General features: G+C 43.0%; 17 protein-coding genes. 13 read left to right on the top strand and 4 right to left on the bottom strand.

The features are described from left to right. Positions 1–15 precede the first annotated feature (15 nt). Together DNL43_RS03155 and DNL43_RS03150 are read right to left on the bottom strand one after the other, a co-directional pair. Positions 16–1,470 (bottom strand): PH domain-containing protein, encoded by a 1,455-nt coding sequence (locus DNL43_RS03155; RefSeq protein WP_056981920.1) that lies wholly within the window; start codon positions 1,468–1,470, stop codon positions 16–18. Beyond that, a complete protein-coding gene (locus DNL43_RS03150; RefSeq protein WP_056981917.1) occupies positions 1,460–1,939 on the bottom strand; it encodes a PH domain-containing protein in 480 nt (159 codons plus the stop codon). The genes DNL43_RS03155 and DNL43_RS03150 overlap by 11 nt, the downstream gene beginning before the upstream one ends. A 178-nt stretch (positions 1,940–2,117) precedes the next feature. Between DNL43_RS03150 and DNL43_RS03145 the strand changes: the two genes are divergently transcribed. After that, positions 2,118–3,329 (top strand): MFS transporter, encoded by a 1,212-nt coding sequence (locus DNL43_RS03145; protein WP_056981915.1) that lies wholly within the window; start codon positions 2,118–2,120, stop codon positions 3,327–3,329. A gap of 134 nt (positions 3,330–3,463) precedes the next feature. Then, positions 3,464–4,237 carry a (S)-acetoin forming diacetyl reductase gene (locus DNL43_RS03140; RefSeq protein ID WP_054769411.1) on the top strand — a complete coding sequence of 258 codons (774 nt, stop codon included), beginning with the start codon at positions 3,464–3,466 and terminating at the stop codon, positions 4,235–4,237. Between the two features lie 137 nt (positions 4,238–4,374). Here the strand turns inward: DNL43_RS03140 and DNL43_RS03135 are convergent, their stop codons facing one another. Further along, positions 4,375–4,614: a hypothetical protein gene (locus tag DNL43_RS03135; protein ID WP_054769412.1), complete on the bottom strand. Its 240-nt coding sequence runs from the start codon at positions 4,612–4,614 to the stop codon at positions 4,375–4,377. Positions 4,615–4,831: 217 nt separating this feature from the next. Here DNL43_RS03135 and DNL43_RS03130 point away from each other — a divergent pair, with 217 nt between their 5' ends. The 4 genes from DNL43_RS03130 (at position 4,832) to DNL43_RS03115 (ending at position 9,093) form a co-directional block, all read left to right on the top strand. Beyond that, positions 4,832–5,677: an aldo/keto reductase gene (locus DNL43_RS03130; RefSeq protein WP_056981930.1), complete on the top strand. Its 846-nt coding sequence runs from the start codon at positions 4,832–4,834 to the stop codon at positions 5,675–5,677. A 229-nt stretch (positions 5,678–5,906) separates the two neighbouring features. Continuing rightward, positions 5,907–6,827, top strand: coding sequence for an ABC transporter ATP-binding protein (locus tag DNL43_RS03125; protein ID WP_054769413.1), 921 nt, complete (start codon positions 5,907–5,909; stop codon positions 6,825–6,827). Position 6,828: 1 nt separating this feature from the next. After that, positions 6,829–8,436, top strand: coding sequence for an ABC transporter permease (locus tag DNL43_RS03120; protein WP_056981912.1), 1,608 nt, complete (start codon positions 6,829–6,831; stop codon positions 8,434–8,436). A gap of 15 nt (positions 8,437–8,451) precedes the next feature. Continuing rightward, positions 8,452–9,093, top strand: a complete 642-nt coding sequence (locus DNL43_RS03115) for a TetR/AcrR family transcriptional regulator (RefSeq protein WP_054769414.1) — start codon at positions 8,452–8,454, stop codon at positions 9,091–9,093. 76 nt (positions 9,094–9,169) lie between these two features. On the opposite strand, the gene DNL43_RS03110 is transcribed toward DNL43_RS03115, so the two are convergent. Next, the gene (locus DNL43_RS03110; protein WP_225366613.1) at positions 9,170–9,859 is read right to left on the bottom strand and encodes a peptidoglycan-binding protein; all 690 of its coding nucleotides are present in this window, start codon (positions 9,857–9,859) and stop codon (positions 9,170–9,172) included. Positions 9,860–10,280: 421 nt separating this feature from the next. Between DNL43_RS03110 and DNL43_RS03105 the strand changes: the two genes are divergently transcribed. The 7 genes from DNL43_RS03105 (at position 10,281) to DNL43_RS03075 (ending at position 17,470) form a co-directional block, all read left to right on the top strand. Then, complete coding sequence (locus DNL43_RS03105; RefSeq protein ID WP_054769415.1) at positions 10,281–10,931, top strand: hypothetical protein; 651 nt, start codon at positions 10,281–10,283, stop codon at positions 10,929–10,931. Between the two features lie 13 nt (positions 10,932–10,944). After that, on the top strand, positions 10,945–11,616 hold the full coding sequence (locus tag DNL43_RS03100) for a Crp/Fnr family transcriptional regulator (RefSeq protein WP_054769416.1): 672 nt from the start codon (positions 10,945–10,947) through the stop codon (positions 11,614–11,616). A gap of 123 nt (positions 11,617–11,739) precedes the next feature. Continuing rightward, a complete protein-coding gene (locus DNL43_RS03095) occupies positions 11,740–13,350 on the top strand; it encodes a xylulokinase (RefSeq protein WP_095344965.1) in 1,611 nt (536 codons plus the stop codon). A gap of 12 nt (positions 13,351–13,362) precedes the next feature. Beyond that, positions 13,363–14,091, top strand: a complete 729-nt coding sequence (locus DNL43_RS03090; protein ID WP_054769418.1) for an L-ribulose-5-phosphate 4-epimerase — start codon at positions 13,363–13,365, stop codon at positions 14,089–14,091. Positions 14,092–14,567: 476 nt separating this feature from the next. Further along, the gene (locus DNL43_RS03085; protein ID WP_054769419.1) at positions 14,568–15,302 is read left to right on the top strand and encodes a glycosyltransferase family 2 protein; all 735 of its coding nucleotides are present in this window, start codon (positions 14,568–14,570) and stop codon (positions 15,300–15,302) included. A gap of 92 nt (positions 15,303–15,394) precedes the next feature. Next, positions 15,395–16,705, top strand: a complete 1,311-nt coding sequence (locus tag DNL43_RS03080) for a D-alanyl-D-alanine carboxypeptidase family protein (protein ID WP_225364671.1) — start codon at positions 15,395–15,397, stop codon at positions 16,703–16,705. Between the two features lie 102 nt (positions 16,706–16,807). Then, the gene (locus tag DNL43_RS03075; protein WP_056981909.1) at positions 16,808–17,470 is read left to right on the top strand and encodes a YoaK family protein; all 663 of its coding nucleotides are present in this window, start codon (positions 16,808–16,810) and stop codon (positions 17,468–17,470) included. Position 17,471: the final 1 nt, after the last annotated feature.

Here is a 17,471-nt window from a genome sequence, read left to right as displayed (position 1 = left end):
TTATTGCCATAACCGTCATCTAATTTTCAGCCAGTTAAAGATTTCTTTACCCGTCTTTTCCGGTAAATAACGGATCTCAATTTCCTGATTAGTATCACCGTGGCGGATATTGACCCGAATATGAGCCAACTTGGTATGGGTCATCCAAATGGACTGGGCAAAAGAGAAGGACTGAATATTTTTGTGGGGAATGACGTACTGTGAACGGCTGAAGAAATGGCCGTTTTGTAAGATCAACTGGCCGTCAATAATTTTCCATCCCGTGTTTGCCCCGGCGTACCAACCCATCAGAATTGCAATCGGCAGCATCAATAGACTCAGTGATCCCCATAGGTGAAAGAAGTACAGGCATGGCAGGATAACGATCAGACTGAGCAGGGCAGCATTTCGGATAAAGTACCAGTATGTGCGTTTGTTTAAACTTTCCAGTTGGCTGAACTGTTTAGGTGCCCAGTTCACAAATGGCGTTAAAGTTTTAAACACCTGATTGTTTTTGACAACCGGAAGGATCATTAAATCATTGTCGTCCTCGTCGTCACCCGCTGAAGAAGCTGTCACAGCCTGAACGGTTGAAATATGGCACCACTGGCGAATCACGTTTTGCTTGATTTGCAGGGCCTGAATTCTGGCAGTCGGAATGGTGACGGAGTTGCGCTGAAACATTCCCTGCTCTGTCTTTAACTGATTATTTGAGGAATGCAGGCGGAATTTATAATACCTCGTAATAATGAGCAGGTAAGAACCGGCAATACTCAAAATGATGATTAAAATCCCAACAATTCCAATAATAATCGCGGATTGATGAATAATGACGTTGGTAACGGAATTGATGAATTTCTCTGGGATTGCTTCTTGGGCTTTACCGTAAATTGCAAGCAGGGCACCAATGATTGGAAAGACCCCCAGTGAAGTGAGGGCAAACACATTGAGCTCATGGGGATCAATTTCATAGTTGGCAGCATCGTCGGTAGATTGTTTCTGCTCAGGTGTTGCTTCCGCTTGATCAGCGGCAACGCCTGAATCACCCATTCGTTTGCGTTCAATTTCTTCTCGAATCCGCTCGTTGACCAATGGCAGAACTGCTTCAGGACTAGTTGAGTCGTGGCCGGCGGTTTCAATTTGAAGCTTTTCCAAGTGAAAGGGCACCAGAAAAAACCATTGGGTGTGTTGAATGGTCTGAATCTTGGGATAGGGGATGTGAGTGTGCTTTTTTACAAGAATCCCGCTGTTGATTGTCAGCATTTTATCGTCGATTTCAAAGGTAAAGTAAAGGTAGCGTACCGTATGCCAGAGAACAATTAATATAATTAACCCGGCAAAGCCAAGCAAGGGGGCAATTCCAATATATCTTGAAAAGTGGGCAATCGGTCCCGCACTAATAATAATTAGAAAAATTGCATCCCATGAATGACCAAAGATGAAATACAGGATTGCGAGTGGATTTAAATGCTGGGGCTTATTAGACGTCATTTTTGCCCACCTCCACGGCCAGTTTCATAATTTGTTTCCGAAGTTCCTCACCAACTTCTGGTTCGACGCCATCAATTGTGTGGGAGTCGGATGCGGTTGTCACCCGAACTTCTTGGAGCTTTTGAGATTGCAAAATGGGTCCAGCCGACAGAGTGACGTCCTGAACCCGCGCAATTGGGATTGAAACGAGTTCGCGAAAAATGAAGCCGGAGCGTAACTCGACTGCATCATCGGTGATGGTGTACAGCCAAAATGAATACCGATAAGGGACCAAAGCAATTTCAATAATGAAGTCAATCACTGCTGCAGCAAAAAAGAAACCAGCAGCGTAAAGCAGCCATTGTTGGTCAAAAAAGTGATGGGCAACCATTCCCACAATCCCGATTATTACCAGGATTAGGGCATGAATGGTTGCTGATATCCGCCAAACGGTTTTGATTTGTTTGGGTAGGTGATTTGATTCGTTCAAGTGAAGTACCTCCTCTAAATGACATTTATATGTAGATGGTTTTCCTAAGTTTACAAAAGAATCGTGATAATGCCAACCGGCCGAGTTGAAATAATACGTTCAAATTGCTAGACACAACAGTATTTATAGCGTTATACTACTTTCTATGCTTTCTACGAAAACGAAGGGAGGTTATCAATTGTCGAAAAAAGTTAGAAACGCGATAATTGTCCTTATATTTGGGAACTTTTTGGTTTGTATTGGAATGAGCTTAATCTTTCCGGTCATGCCGTTTATCAAGAACGAACTGCACCTGTCCGCAACCGATATGGGAATTATGAATTCGCTTTTTGCTTTTGCACAGTTGGTTGCCTCACCAATAGTCGGTCAAATTTCCGATCGGATCGGTCGAAAGCCAATTCTGGTTGCCGGCTTACTGTTGTATATGGTCTCAGAAATCTTGTTTGCGATCACCAACTGGTTGTGGATGTTCGATATTTCCAGAACCATCGGTGGTTTGTCTGCCGCAATGGTTGTTCCGACAACTAATGCGTTGGCGGCTGATTTGACGACACCCCGTCAACGAGCTCGGGTTATTGGATTATTATCTGCCGCGTTTAGTGGTGGGTTGATTCTGGGACCCGGAATTGGCGGCATGCTCGCCAAGTTTGACTATAAGACACCGTTTTGGTTTGCTGCCGGACTTGGATTCCTGAGTATGATTTCACTATGGATCATGCTGCCAAATGAAAAAGAAATCGAAAGAATTGCTGAAAAGCATTCCGTGCCTGCCCAAAGCCATCCACCAAAGCGGGCATCCTGGGCTCAGGCGAAGAAGCTATTTGCCGGTCCGATGGGATTGTTATTCCTATTGATTCTGATTTCATCATTTGGCTTGGTCGGATTCGAAAGTATTTACAGCCTGTATGTTAATGAAGTATTTGGATTTACTATGGGCAATATTGCCTTGGTATTAACCTTAAATGGGCTGACTTCACTAACTTTCCAAGCATTGCTGTTTGATCGCCTGGTCGTTTGGCTGACTGAAAAACGGCTGATTCGATACTGTTTCTTGCTGTCATTTCTCGGAACCGGATGGGTGATCATGGCCCATTCCAAGTTGGAAGTGATTATCGCCACACTGATTATATTTACGGCTTACGATCTTATCAGGCCAGCACTGACAACTTTGCTGACAAAAGCCAGTACAACCAAGCAGGGCCTGATCAATGGCGTCAACATGTCATTAACCAGTGTTGGAAACATTGCCGGTCCAATCGTATCTGGCGCGTTGCTGGATGCCAGTTACCATTTGCCATATTTGGTTGTGATTGTCTTCCTGTTTATTTCATGGTTGATGACGTACTGGATTCACGATCATTTTTCAGTTAACTTGAATGAAGCGGATTAAGCTTTCTCTTCCTGCCCGGTGGAGAAGGCTTTTTATTTTTGACATGCTTTTTCTATCAGCTTGTGAAATTATCAGGTATAATGAAAGCGGATGCAGACCATCCACAAATGATTTTCAAAATGGAGGTAACAATTATGGCAAAACAAGTTGCATTAGTTACTGGAGCAGGTCAGGGAATTGGTGAAGCAATCGCCACCCGTCTTCATGATGATGGGTTTAGAGTTGCTGTTGTTGATTTGAATATCGATAACGCAAACAAAGTTGCTAAGAAACTGTCCCCAGACGGATCTGAGTCAATCGGGATCAAGGCTGATGTTTCCGACCGTGATTCGGTAATTGCTGCTGTTAATAAAGCCGTTGATACCTTTGGCGACTTCAATGTCATTGTAAATAACGCTGGTTTGGGACCAACAACGCCAATTGACAGTATTACCCCAGACCAATTCAAACTCGTATATGGCGTTAATGTTGGTGGTGTTCTTTGGGGTATCCAAGCTGCTCACCAAGCATTCAAGAAATTAGGCCATGGTGGCAAGATTATTAACGCTACTTCACAGGCTGGTGTTGTTGGTAATCCTAACTTGGCACTTTATTCAGGTACTAAGTTCGCTGTTCGTGGAATTACCCAGGTAGCTGCTCGTGATTTGGCTGAAGAAGGAATCACCGCCAATGCTTATGCACCTGGAATTGTTAAGACACCAATGATGTTCGATATTGCCCATCAAGTCGGCAAGAACGCTGGCAAAGACGACGAGTGGGGGATGCAAACCTTCGCCAAAGACATCGCCCTTAAGCGTTTGTCTGAGCCGGAAGATGTCGCTGCTGCAGTTTCGTTCTTGGCAGGTAAAGATTCAAATTATGTCACCGGTCAAACTTTGATTGTGGATGGCGGAATGCAATTTCAATAAAGTGTGCGACGAGCTCCGGGTAGCCGGAGTATAAGCGAGAAACACCAACGATGAACGAAGTTTGTTCATCGTTGGTGTTTTTTGTTATTGCCGAATACTTTTTCTCCATTAGGACACCCAAATCGGTGTCAATCAGTTTAATGCTTAATGATTTCAAATCCATTAATGACTGAGAAGTTCAGATCCCATGATTCATAATATAGGTTGGTAAACGTCAAGTAGGTGTCATAGATACCGGTAATGTAGCCGACCAAATCCAAATCGTTGACCGGCGTGTCCTCATCCGCTTCTAATAAGACTCTGATTAAGTTGTTGTGGGACATTTGAAAGTCGGCCAGCCGTTTGATATTGGCAATGTTTGCTTCATATGTATCCATCGAAGTCACCCCGTTTTCTTTGATATAATCCATTATAGAACATATGTTCGTATTTGCGAAGAAAAAATAGCACTTTTTCATTTCGACTTCCTTCGAGTCTTCATTTACATTCTCCGCAATCGTTATGTTATGCTTGAAGTGTACCAACACTAAAGATTGGAGATGTTTTTTCTTGGACGGATTACAATCAACTATTACATTAAATAATGGTGTCAAGATGCCGCGTTTGGGTCTTGGCGTTTGGAAAACAAGTAACAATGATTCACGGGATGCTGTCATTAAGGCAATCAAACATGGTTATCGAGCAATCGATACTGCTCGTGAGTACGGAAACGAACCAGGTACCGGTGAAGGAATTCGCGAGGGGATGAAGCAAGAAGGCCTTAAGCGTGAAGATCTGTTTGTGACCACCAAGCTTTATAACGGTGAACAAGGCGATTACAACAAAGTTTCCAAAGTCTTGGACAAGCAATTGTCCGACTTGGGTTTGGATTACGTCGACCTTTACTTGATTCACTGGCCAGTTGATGCAACTCATTTGGAAAGTTACCATGCTTTGGAACGTCTTTATAAAGAAGGCAAAGTTCGTGCCATTGGAGTTTCAAACTTTGATAATGACCGGATGTCCAAGCTGTTGGAAGAATCCGAAATTGTTCCTGCAATCAACCAAATGGAATTTAATCCAACCCAACAAGAAAAAGATATTTTGAGTTTCGATGACAGTCATGGCATTCAGTTGGAAGCCTGGTCACCACTTGGTGCGGGTAAATCCTTGAAGAACCCGGTTATTGACGAGCTCGCCAAGAAGTACAGCCGAACACCTGCTCAAATCATTCTTCGCTGGGAATGGCAAAGGGAAATTGTGACCGTTGTGAAGTCAGTTCACGAAAAGCGAATTGTTGAAAACAGCCAAATCTTTGACTTTAAGCTGACCGATGAAGATGTTCAACGCATTAATCAACTTGACGAAAACAAGCGGGATCTTTGGTATGACGACTTCACTTGGCACAACCCAAATGGCCGTTACGGAAACGAAATTGAAAAAGTTCCTGATATTAAGTAATTGAATGAATTATAAAAGTAACTGGTTGAGGTGTTTACCTTGGCCAGTTTTTTATGGCCAACTTTATTGATTGCTGAAAAATTAGCTGGCTGCGAGAGCCCGACGTGTTGCGGCTGATCACATATTGTTTTAAATGACTGCGTGGTTATTGACTATCCAGTCATTTATGATATACTCAAGTCGAATTAAGAAATTGGCTTTGGATTTCAGGACTTGTGGGGTGAACAAAATGAAAGAACAAACTATATTGGACGTTCAAAATTTACAGAAAAATTTTGGCAAAGTCCATGCTTTAAAAGATGTTAATTTACAGCTGCATACTGGGGAAGTGCTGGGATTTATCGGGCCAAACGGTGCCGGAAAATCCACCACAATTCGTGTGATTCTCGGATTAATCCGGAAGTCTGCCGGTTCAGCAACTGTATTTGGCGAAAATGCCTGGAAAGACTCGGTTAAGATTCATAAGAATTTAGCGTATGTCCCCGGGGATGTTTATTTATGGCCGAACCTGACCGGTGGCCAGACGATTGATATGCTGCTGCATATGTCGGGACAGAAGCATTCCGCCAAGACAGATGAACTGATTAAGGAGTTCAAGCTTGATACCAGCAAGAAGAACCGGACTTACTCGAAAGGAAACCGGCAGAAAGTGGCCTTGATTGCTGCATTCTCTACTGATGTTGATTTGTATATTTTCGATGAACCAACTTCAGGGCTGGATCCATTAGATGAACTGATCTTCCAACAAAGGGTTGCCGAGTTAAAGAAACGCGGTAAGAGCGTCTTATTATCCAGCCACATTTTATCCGAAGTTGAAAAAATGTGTGACACAATTTCAATTATCCGTGAAGGAAAAGTGATTGAAACGGGTTCCTTAGAAGCAATGCAGCACTTAACCCGGAATGTGGTCGCGGTGAAGACCGTTTCACCAATAGATGGCTTGGATAAGGCGCAGGGAGTTCATCAATTGAACTTCACGAATGACCAACACACGAGTGCCGAGTTCACGGTTGATTCCGATCAAGTCGGCACGGTGATGGCATTATTAACGAAGAGTTCAATTGTTCAGCTGAAGACAACCCCACCAACTTTGGAGGACTTGTTCCTGCGTTACTACCATTCTGACAGTAATCAAAAAGTAGGTGAGTAAGATGGAACAATATACTCGAACCATGTTAATGTTGAAAGCCGACTTAAAGCGTGATTGGCTAAAAATAACGGTGTGGCTGATTGCGTTAGCCGGTGTGTTTGTTGCGGTTGCGGCCAAATTTGACGGGATTTATGGGTCCGCAAAACAAATTAATACAATTGCAGAAACCCTTCGATCAAAAGCGATGGTTGCCCTTGTTGGCACAATTCCCAATGGTCATTTATCAACGGCTTTGATTTTCTCATCTGAGATGGTCGTCTTTTGGGGCTTATTCAACATTATCTTTAATTACTCTTTGGCGGTCGGCGTTAGTCGGGGCCAAGAGGAATCCGGATTAACGGAAATGGTTCTTGGCGGCCATCCGGTTGGTCGCTTAGCTCCCATTACGGCAGCAGCTTTGGAATTATTGATTGCAAATGCGTTATTTAGTGTTTTAACGGGTGTCGGCACGATGATGACCAATATGCCCGGAAGTAATAATGAAGGAACTTGGTTGTTGGCAATTGCGATTGGTGCTGTTGGCTGGGCTTTTGGAATGATTTCGTTAATCTTTGCCCAGTTGGTTGCCGACAGTCATAATGTTTCGATGTATAACTATGCCTTTCTGGGAGCGGCCTATTTGGTAAGAATGGTGACGGATGTTTCAAACCCGGATTACACATGGCTTTCACCTTTAGGTTGGATTGAAAAGGCCAGCTTTTACGTTGACAACAACTGGTGGCCCATCGTGATGTTGATTGCTTTGGCGTTTGTGGCATTTGTTGTCGCCTTGGCATTGAATGTCAACCGTGATATTGATGCCGGCATTATTCACGTTCGTTCAGGAAAAAGCCGCAGTCGATTTTTGCGAGGACCGGCAACTTTACTGATGTGGAATCAAAAGTCGACTGGGTTGTCCTGGATTTTGGGCATGGCAATTCTTGGTGCCAGCTATGGATCGGTCTTTAACAGCATTGGTAAAATTGTCAATGCCAATCCTGCCATGCAAAAAATGATGGGCGAGAGTGGCATTCGCCACATGGAGCAGAGCCAGCTGCTTTCATATATCAGCTTATTAGGGATCATCTTCGGTCTGCTGGCAGTGGTTGCCGGCGCGATGGTTGTCAATCGTCTGTTTACTGAGGAACGCCGCAGTTATCTCCAGATGGTCATTACAAAGCCTCAGAGCAGGACGTATTTGTTGCTAACCTACTTGATTTTTGGAACTGTATTTGCGGCCGTTGTTCTGTTTGTTGCGTTATTCAGTATGATGGCGGCCGGAAACTCGGTTATCACTCATGATTTAGCCTTTAAATATTTCTGGAAAGTCTTTATTTCCATCTTGCCGGTCGTTGTTCTCTTCATTAGTATCCTCGTTGGTTTGATAGGAATTGCACCCAAGTTTCGTTCACTTATTTGGATACTATTGGGTGGATCGTTTATGATTTCATACTTTGGCAGCTTAATGGATATGCCAAAGTGGCTGCTGAAAATATCACCATATTATTGGAACAAGCGGGTGCCGGTGGAATCCATCAATACGGACGCAGCATTGTGGATGTTAGTGATTGCGGTTATCCTGATTGTTGTTGGCTTTATTGGCTATAACAAGAGAGATTTGGAAAGCTGATAGGAGAGGTTAAGTATGGCAAAAAGATTACCACGTGATCCTGAAAAAGAATCCGCTATTTTAACAGGTGCCATCCATGAATTCGGAAGTCATGGTTATTCGGCAAGCACTGACAAAATTGCTGAAGATGCCGGGGTATCCAAAGGATCCGTCTTTAGATACTTTGATAATAAGAAGAAGCTTTATGTTGCCGCCGTTAACCATTCTCTAACAACCATCAAGGATGTCTTAAACCTCAAAGTTTGGACTGAATCTGATGATTTGGTCACGATGAGTATTCGGGCAACTAAATATAAGACGGAACTGTCTCATCGATATCCGGATGAGTTTGCGCTATTGACCCTTGCATACGCCCAGGACACAATGATTCCACCGCAAGTTCGCAAACAGGTTTTCGATACCTTTAATCAGTGGCAGCAGGCAATGAAAAATTATGTTTTGGGTAAAGTCATCAAAAAGATGAACATTCGAAAGGACCTGGACCCCGACAAAGTTAAGGAATATTTGGGAATGGTCTTAACCGTCCTTCTCGGTCAGGTTCAAAAGGAGCTTGAAGCCCATCCGGAAATGAAAAAGATTGAAGATATGGATGCACTGGTGGTTGAAGTTAAACAATATCTGAATATGATTGAATTTGGAATTGTTGAAAAAGAATAATATAAAAAATCTCCAAACAAAGAAATTTCTTCGTTTGGAGATTTTTGAATTTATGATGATCAATGATTCGATAATTTTATGGCATTACCAGATCATAGTGATTTCCCACAATCGCAGTTCCACGATCATGGACAACGCCTTCACCAAGTGGTGTTTGGACGTGGGTTCCAAAAGGAACGTTTGATGGTGCTGCTACAATGATGTAGCCATTAGCATCGTAACCACCATGATTGGTTGTTCCGTCGGCAAATCCTGCGCCGGTGTAATAGGTCCACTTTTTACCATTTTGGTAAATGACCCCTTGTGACTGCATTGCACCAGGTGTTGTGGTTGCACTGCTGAGTGGATCGCTCTTGGATTTGCTGTTCGATGATGAAACGGAAGTAACAACGGCTGCATGAGGCTTGCCTTTCTTCACTGTCATCGAAGTCTTGAAGTGTTTCTTGTTGACCTTGTTAGACTGTTGCTTCTTGACAGGTGTTTTTTTAGCCGGTGCCTTTTTGGCGGTTCGACTAATTTGAAGCGGTTGGCCAAGCTTGATTAAATCTTTGTTGGCTGATTGATTGTTCGAAACGCTACCGTCCAAAGCAGCGTGGTTCTTTGCTGCAATAGCGGCAAGTGTGTCGCTGGAAGCAACTTTCGGTGTGTTGGCACTTGCTGACACGCCGCTTAGACTTAGAAAACCTGCAACAATGGATAATGTGAATAGACTCTTATTGATTGTAATAACCACCTTTGGGATGTCGATTTCTAGAATTACGTTCACAGTTGGTAAGAAAACCAGACTTTCAAAACTTGTAAATGATTGCTGATGTGTGTTCCGGAACACAATTTGGATGAAGTTTGAAAGATGATTGATTGTAATGTGAACAACTGATAATCAATCACGAATGTATAATATCAGATATGAGATAACCGTCAACACCGTTAACAAATAAGACAAAAGTGTGACAATGCCGTTGCCTGATAATTCAATCAATCTGGGTGGTTGTTACAAACATGTTAAAGTTAAAAGACATTGTTTCCCATTAAATGAATGTAAATCTTGTGTAAATGGTGATTGAGTTCCTGTATATACCAATTATTTGTGGCAAAGTGGTGATTCTAGGAAAACTTGGAGAACGATTAGGGTAATTCAGTAATCATCGGTATAATAATGTTAATAAGAAAGTAAGCGGTGAAACTTCATGGTTAAACAAGGCAGATATGCCAAATCAAGTAAAATGAAACAGATCAAGGCAATCCGTAAACGAATGCATGCCCCAGCTGGAAGAGTGATCCAGCCGGACGCGTTTGATCAGTTTGTGTTAGTCCGTTATGGATTGACGTTAAAGAAACGATTGAAAGGCATTGGCAAACAAACCGTTCAAAGGTTCTTACAGGAAATGCTGGTGGTCACATCGGTTGATGAGGCATGGTCGTTGGAAACCATTTTGGTTAAAACATTCAAGAATATTAATATCAAAGTGCCGTTTCAATTTTATCGAGTCATGATGGCCAACTGGCCGGAAGTTCAACACTTTTTACAGCGGGAGATTCCGGCAGTTCCTCTAAAGCACCGCATAATTGTGACGAATCCAGTCGACCCTAATCAACTGCAAACAATTATTTTGAATCAACTTGCAGCTAACACGTTGATTGAGACACTTGGCGGAAATCCTGATATGATGAAGATAATCACCAGCAAGCAGGTCGAACAATTGACTGCTGGGCTGGTAACCAATGATGCAATTAATTGGAATAAAGTCGCAACAATTTTTCAACCAATTGGGTTCGATATCGATTCAGCCGAAGATGCTGGAACAAAGCAGTGGTTTGAACAGTTGATGAGTGAATAGTGGGGTGTCCAACGTGGATTTACAACAAGCATTAGAATGTGTCAATCTGGTACCAATGTTTAAATCGTTACCGGAAGATCAAAAAACAGAAGTTGCCAAACTAGTCGTTCAACACAAATATCCCAAAGACACCATTATTTATTTGGCCGGGGATACAGTTGGTCATTTTATGATTGTGGAAGCAGGCCAAGTCAAAATTTCTCAAGTTGCCGCCAACGGTAAGGAACAATTGTTAAAAGTTTTGCAGCCGGGTGATTTTGATGGCGAATCTGCACTCTTTAATGGCAACCAGCGAAATGTCACGGCCACTGCTTTGGTTGACTCCAACGTCTGCCAAATTGATCAGGGAGCCTTTCAGAAATTGTTACAGCGCAGTCCCCAGCTTTCAGTGAGCCTGTTGGCCACGATGAGCCAGCAGATTAACAATCTCCAAGAGGAAAAGACATTGTCAACGACGTCTGATATGGCGGGTAAGCTGGCAAGGTATTTGTTGGAGACGGGCGCTGCACTTGATCAAAATCCCTTTAAACTACCATTAAAGAAAAAAGACATTGCAACTTACTTGGGAACCACTCCCGAAACGATCAGCCGAACTTTCAAACAGCTTTCCAAACAGGGGTTCATTGAAGCAAGCGGATCGAAGGTAAAAATTATCGATGAAGACGGCTTGGGCATGTTGGTCTAGCCACTTTATTGGCGCTATATATTTATTGCACAAATCTGAAAAAGAATTGATTTATACGTACGAATATTTTACAATGTAGAAGTAAACGAATACTAAACGTAGCTACGTTGGAGGAAAAAAACGATGGACGAAAGTCGAGTACGAAATGAAATTGTAAGCGGAAACATTTCATTGGGAATTGAACTGGGATCAACCAGAATTAAGGCTGTCCTTGTTTCTGACGATTTCCAAACAATCGCTTCAGGCGATTACCTTTGGGAAAATGAATTAGACAATGGAATCTGGACATACCCACTTGAAAAAGTATGGGATGGTATCCAGACCAGTTATGCAACCCTTGCATTACAAGTTCACGATAAATTTGGTGTTGATATTAAGAAAATTGGTTCGATTGGTGTCAGTGCTATGATGCATGGTTACATGGCATTTGATAAGAATGGCGAAATTCTTGTTCCATTCAGAACTTGGAGAAACAACATTACCGGTGATGCCGCAGAAGCATTGACCAAGTTGTTTAACTTCAACATTCCAGAACGTTGGAGTATCGCTCATTTATACCAAGCTATTTTGAATGACGAAAAGCATGTTAAAGACATTGACTTCATGACAACCCTTGCCGGATACGTTACTTGGAAATTATCAGGTGAAAAGGTTATCGGTGTTGGGGATGCTTCAGGAATGTTCCCAATCGATGAAGCAACTGTTACTTACAACAAGAAGATGGCTGACAAGTTCAGCTCACTTCCTGAAGTAAAGAAATACCCTTGGAACTTACTTGATATTTTGCCAACTGTTTTGCCAGCTGGTAAAAAAGCCGGTGAGTTAACTGACGATGGTGCCAAATTGCTTGATCAAAGCGGCACTCTTCAAGGCGGTTCATTGATTGCCCCTCCTGAAGGTGATGCTGGTACTGGTATGGTTGCCACTAACAGTGTTAAGAAGCGGACTGGTAATATTTCAGCCGGAACTTCAGCCTTCTCAATGGTTGTTCTTGATTCACCTATGAAAGCTGTTCACCGTGATATCGATATGGTTACCACACCAGATGGTGCTCCGGTTGCCATGGTTCACACCAACAACAGTTCTTCAGACATCAACGCTTGGGTTGGCCTGTTTGGCGAATTTGCCAAAGCACTTGGTCTTCAATTAAAGCCTGATGATTTGTATGGAACTTTGTTTGCTGAATCAGTTAAGGGTGATCAGGATGCCGGCGGTTTGGTTAACTTCGCCTATCTTTCAGGTGAAAACATTACCAGAATGCCTGAAGGTCGTCCGTTGTTTGTTCGGAAACCTGATAGCAAGCTTAATTTGGCAAACTTCATCAAGACTCAAATTTACTCAGCATTTGCCCCACTTAAAATTGGGATGGATATCTTACTTCGTGAAGAGCACATTAAGACCAACGTCTTGGTTGCTCAAGGTGGTATCTTCAAGACACCAGTTGTTGCTCAACAAGTATTGGCTGATGCCCTCAACACTCCAATTTCCGTAATGGAAAATGCCGGTGAGGGTGGCCCTTGGGGAATGGCTGTCTTGGCACTCTTCTGTGTTAACCGTAAGAACGGTGAAGCATTGGAAGACTACCTTGCAAACCGTGTCTTCAAAGACGCAACAACTGCTACTCTGTATCCTGAAGAAGCAAGTGTTCAAGGTTATGACAAGTTCATTGATAACTACAAGGCAGCATTGCCTGTAGAATCTGAAGCTGTTAAAGCAATGAAAATGAAAAATTAGAGGTGCGAGAGAATGTTAGAAGATCTTAAAAAAGAAGTATATGACGCAAATATGCGTTTACCTCAACTTGGTTTAGTTACATTCACTTGGGGTAACGTTTCCGCAATCGACCGTGACAAAGGTTTATTCGTTATCAAGCCTTCAGGTGTTGAATACGACAAGATGAAGCCATCAGACATGGTTGTTGTTGATTTGGATGGTAAAGTTGTTGAAGGTGACATGAACCCATCAAGTGATACACCAACTCATACTTACCTGTACAATCACTTCCCTAACATTGGTGGAATTGTTCATACTCATTCACCATGGGCTGTTTCATTTGCTGCTGCCAAGATGGACATTCCAGCTGTAAGTACAACTCATGCCGACACATTCTATGGTGACATTCCATGTGCCCCAGCTTTGACAAAGAAGCAAATTGAAGAAGCTTATGAATTAAACACTGGTAAAGTTATTGTTGACGAATTCGAACGTCGTGGTGTTGATCCAGATGCTGTTCCTGCTGTATTGGTCAGCCAACACGGACCATTTGCATGGGGCCCAACAGCTGACAAAGCTGTATACAATGCCAAGGTATTGGAAGTATCAGCAGAAATCAGTTACCACGCATTACAATTAACTCGTGACGAAACTCACGTTCCACAATATCTCTTGGGCAAGCATTATTACCGTAAGCACGGTAAGAACGCATACTATGGCCAAAACAACGCCAAGTCAAAGAGCCATGCGGAACACGAATAAATAAGTGTGCGACGAGACCCGTTTAGGGCCCGGAGTACAAGGGAAAGCAGTCAATGATGAACGTACTTTGTTCATCGTTGACTGCTTTTTCTTGTACAGTAGGGCCCTGGGTCGTCGAAGCATAGCTCAGAAGCTGGAGGGAGCCGTAAGTAAGATAACAAATCCAATCCCTGAGCGCCGAGTAGGCTAGGCAGTCTTTCAGCCGGCCGTCGAAGCATAGCTCAAAAGCCGGAGGGAGCAGTAGATAAAATAACAAATACAAACCCTGCAGAAGTCATAAAAACGCGTCGTAGACGGGGAAACGATTCAGTGTTCTCTGCTGGTTTTGTTTGGTTAAGGGCCCTGGGTCGTCGCCAAGTAGGCTAGGCAAGCTTTTCACATCTTATTAAAGGCACTCACACTCAACAAGCCAATCATTTGCCTCCTAACAGTTTCCGTCATATACTCACCACGAAGAAATTCAGGAGGTGTCGACAATGATGGAAAAACCTTTAATCACAATTTCAATTCCGGCTTACAATTTAGGAACCTATTTAGCCAAAACGTTAAACAGTATTTTTGATCAGACCTACCAAAATTTTGAAATTATTTTAGTCGATGACGCGTCTACTGACCGAACTTCCCAAACAATCAAAGAGTTTGCAAATAAGGACGATCGGATCCGCGCTCACTACTTTCAGTCTCACCAAGGCGTATCCAAAGCCCGAAATTATGCCATCGATCATGCCAAGGGAGATATTATTGTCTTCGTTGATGGCGATGATTTGTTGGAGCCACAATACTTGGAGGTCATGGCCAAGGGATTAGCTGATCCGAAAGTTGATTTAGTGGCAGTTGGCTACAATTGGGGCTGGCGAGGCGGTCATTCGGGCAGCAGTGATTTCCGTGAGGTTTCCAAGATTGACGCCTATGATTCAATTAACCAGAGAGGCGGCGACTTTGGCGGCTATACTTGGAACAAAGGATTCAAAATGTCGGTTATTAAAGAAAACAACATTCGTTTTGATGAGTCCCTGGATCTTGCGGAAGATTTATTATTTACTGCTGATTATGTCTTTGTGTCACATAAATTTTTATTTTATCCTGGCGCGCTTTATACCAAGGTCAGCCGTTCCAACAGTATTATCCATTCCGCAACCTGGCAGATGCGAAGTAAAGAACAAACCGTTCGTCAGCACATTGATGATATGGCACGCAAAATGCAGCCGTAAATTTTGTGTAAAGATTATTGATAGGCATTCAATTCGGCACAAGTTTGCGTTAGTATTATTCCATCTGAATAAATCTATTTTTGGAGGTACTTTTGGTTTTGCCAAGATCTGCCAAGCGTTACTACAGACAATTAAATAAAATGATCATGGCAATTGTGATCATGATTGCAGGCTTTGCTTTATTCAATACCCAAGCAAGTGCCAAGAAAGTGAACCAACAGAAGTTTCAAGCTAAAGAAGCTTATGTGATGGATGCCAAGACTGGCCAGGTCCTTTATCAAAAGAATGGCAATAATAAACGTCCGATAGCCAGTCTTTCCAAGTTAATGACTCTTTATCTCACAAAAAAAGCGATTGATAATCACCAGATTTCCTGGGATCAAAAGGTACCGGTTGATTCTGAACTGCGCAAGATGAGTAAAAGTTATGAAGTCGGTGGTTTTCGGATTAAACGGTCCAAAGAATTTACCGTTCGTGACTTATATAAAGCAGCTTTAATTGCGTCATCCAACCCGGCAGCCATCTCATTAGGCAAGCTGGTTGGTGGTGGCAGTAACACTGAATTTGTCAAAATGATGAATCAACAGTCCAAAAAGTGGGGCCTAGATGCGACTTTTGTCAGCAGTTCCGGCTTGGATAACAGTGATTTGGGCAAGTATCATTATCGAATTCCCCATACAAGTAAAAAAGCCCAGAACATGGTGAGTGCCAAAGCAATTTCAACAGTTGCCGCCAAGGTCCTTGAAGAATTTCCAAGTATCACCAAATGGAGTAAGCAGCCATCGATGAAAGTCGGCAAACAAGTTTTGGTTAACTCCAATCGACTCTTGCCCGGTGGCGCTTTTTATCACAAGAGCACGCATGTTGACGGGTTAAAAACCGGTTTTACGGTTAACGCCGGATTGTGTATTACCGTAACTTACTGGCATGACGGCCGTCATTTGATTGCAACCATTATTGACAGTAATACGCTGTATACTTCAATGAATAAGTTGATCAAAACAGTCAATTCAAAGTACCATGCGACAAAAGTCGCACTCAAATCGCATCCGTTTTCGATTGATGGCCATCAGCTAACTGCTCAGCCAGCTGAGTCTGAGGCGGTTATTTGGCAACGCAACGGAACAAGTTCTGACCACGTGGTCAATTACACCGCTACTAAGACCCAGCTGCCGATTGTTAAGGGACAGACTGTGGGTAATGCCATTGTGAAATTGGCTGACAATTCGAGCACTGCAACTGTTCCAATGAAATCAACCGTTAACATTAAAAAGAAAACGGTGAAGACAAAAAAAGCGCATCACCACGTTTCGATGCTCAGCCGAATATTTGGTTTTGTCGGCGGAATCTTTGGTGGAATCTATCATTTGTTTGTCGAATTTGTTAAATTCATGACGCCGTAGAGGACTCCAAAGGGCGTCTTTCCCCGTCAAAGTGCATTTAATGGCATCAAACTGATCGAGAGCGTACACTATCCGAAACTACCTTAAATGGGGGGATTGGATATGGACAGGACACCAGTTGAACAGATTGGCCCTTATGAGAAATTATTGAGCGGCTCGCTTTTGGTGATGGCCGCCGGCGTGTTGGATTCGTATACCTACATGCAGGATGACGGCGTTTTTGCCGGTTTGCAGACAGGAAACCTGATTCTAACCGGATTAAGAATTGGCCGTGGCGACTACGGCAGTATCATCCAGGCATTGGTATCATTGGTGATGTTTGCCGTTGGTGTCGCTATTGTTCGGATTATCCAGTATCATTATCCAAACGAGCGTGCGGTTACCCGCAAACGGGTGATTCTGGTATTTGAAATGGCACTGATAATGATCGTCAGCATCATTGCCAATCATGTTTCAATCTTAATTTCGACAGGCTTGCTGGCTTTGGCGGCAGCCTCTCAGCTGCAGGAATTCCGTAAAATGAAGAATGGACCGTTTACACCGCTGATGATGACCGGAAATGTCAGGACATTATCCGAGAGTGTCCTTGATTTTGTCGCTCAAGGTGACGTCAAGGCACTAAAAAAAGCCGGTGATATTGTAACAATCATCGGTTCTTTCTTCATTGGTGCGCTTTTAAATGGGTATCTGATTCAATATTTGCATGGGCAGACTATATTATTGGCGGCCATGATCTTATTGATAACGATTCTGTTCGCAAAATAGT

This window comes from Lentilactobacillus kefiri (genome assembly GCF_009739535.1).
Taxonomy (GTDB): domain Bacteria; phylum Bacillota; class Bacilli; order Lactobacillales; family Lactobacillaceae; genus Lentilactobacillus; species Lentilactobacillus kefiri.
The sequence above is the reverse complement of the archived record's forward strand: the minus strand, read 5'-3'. Positions and strand labels throughout refer to the sequence as shown.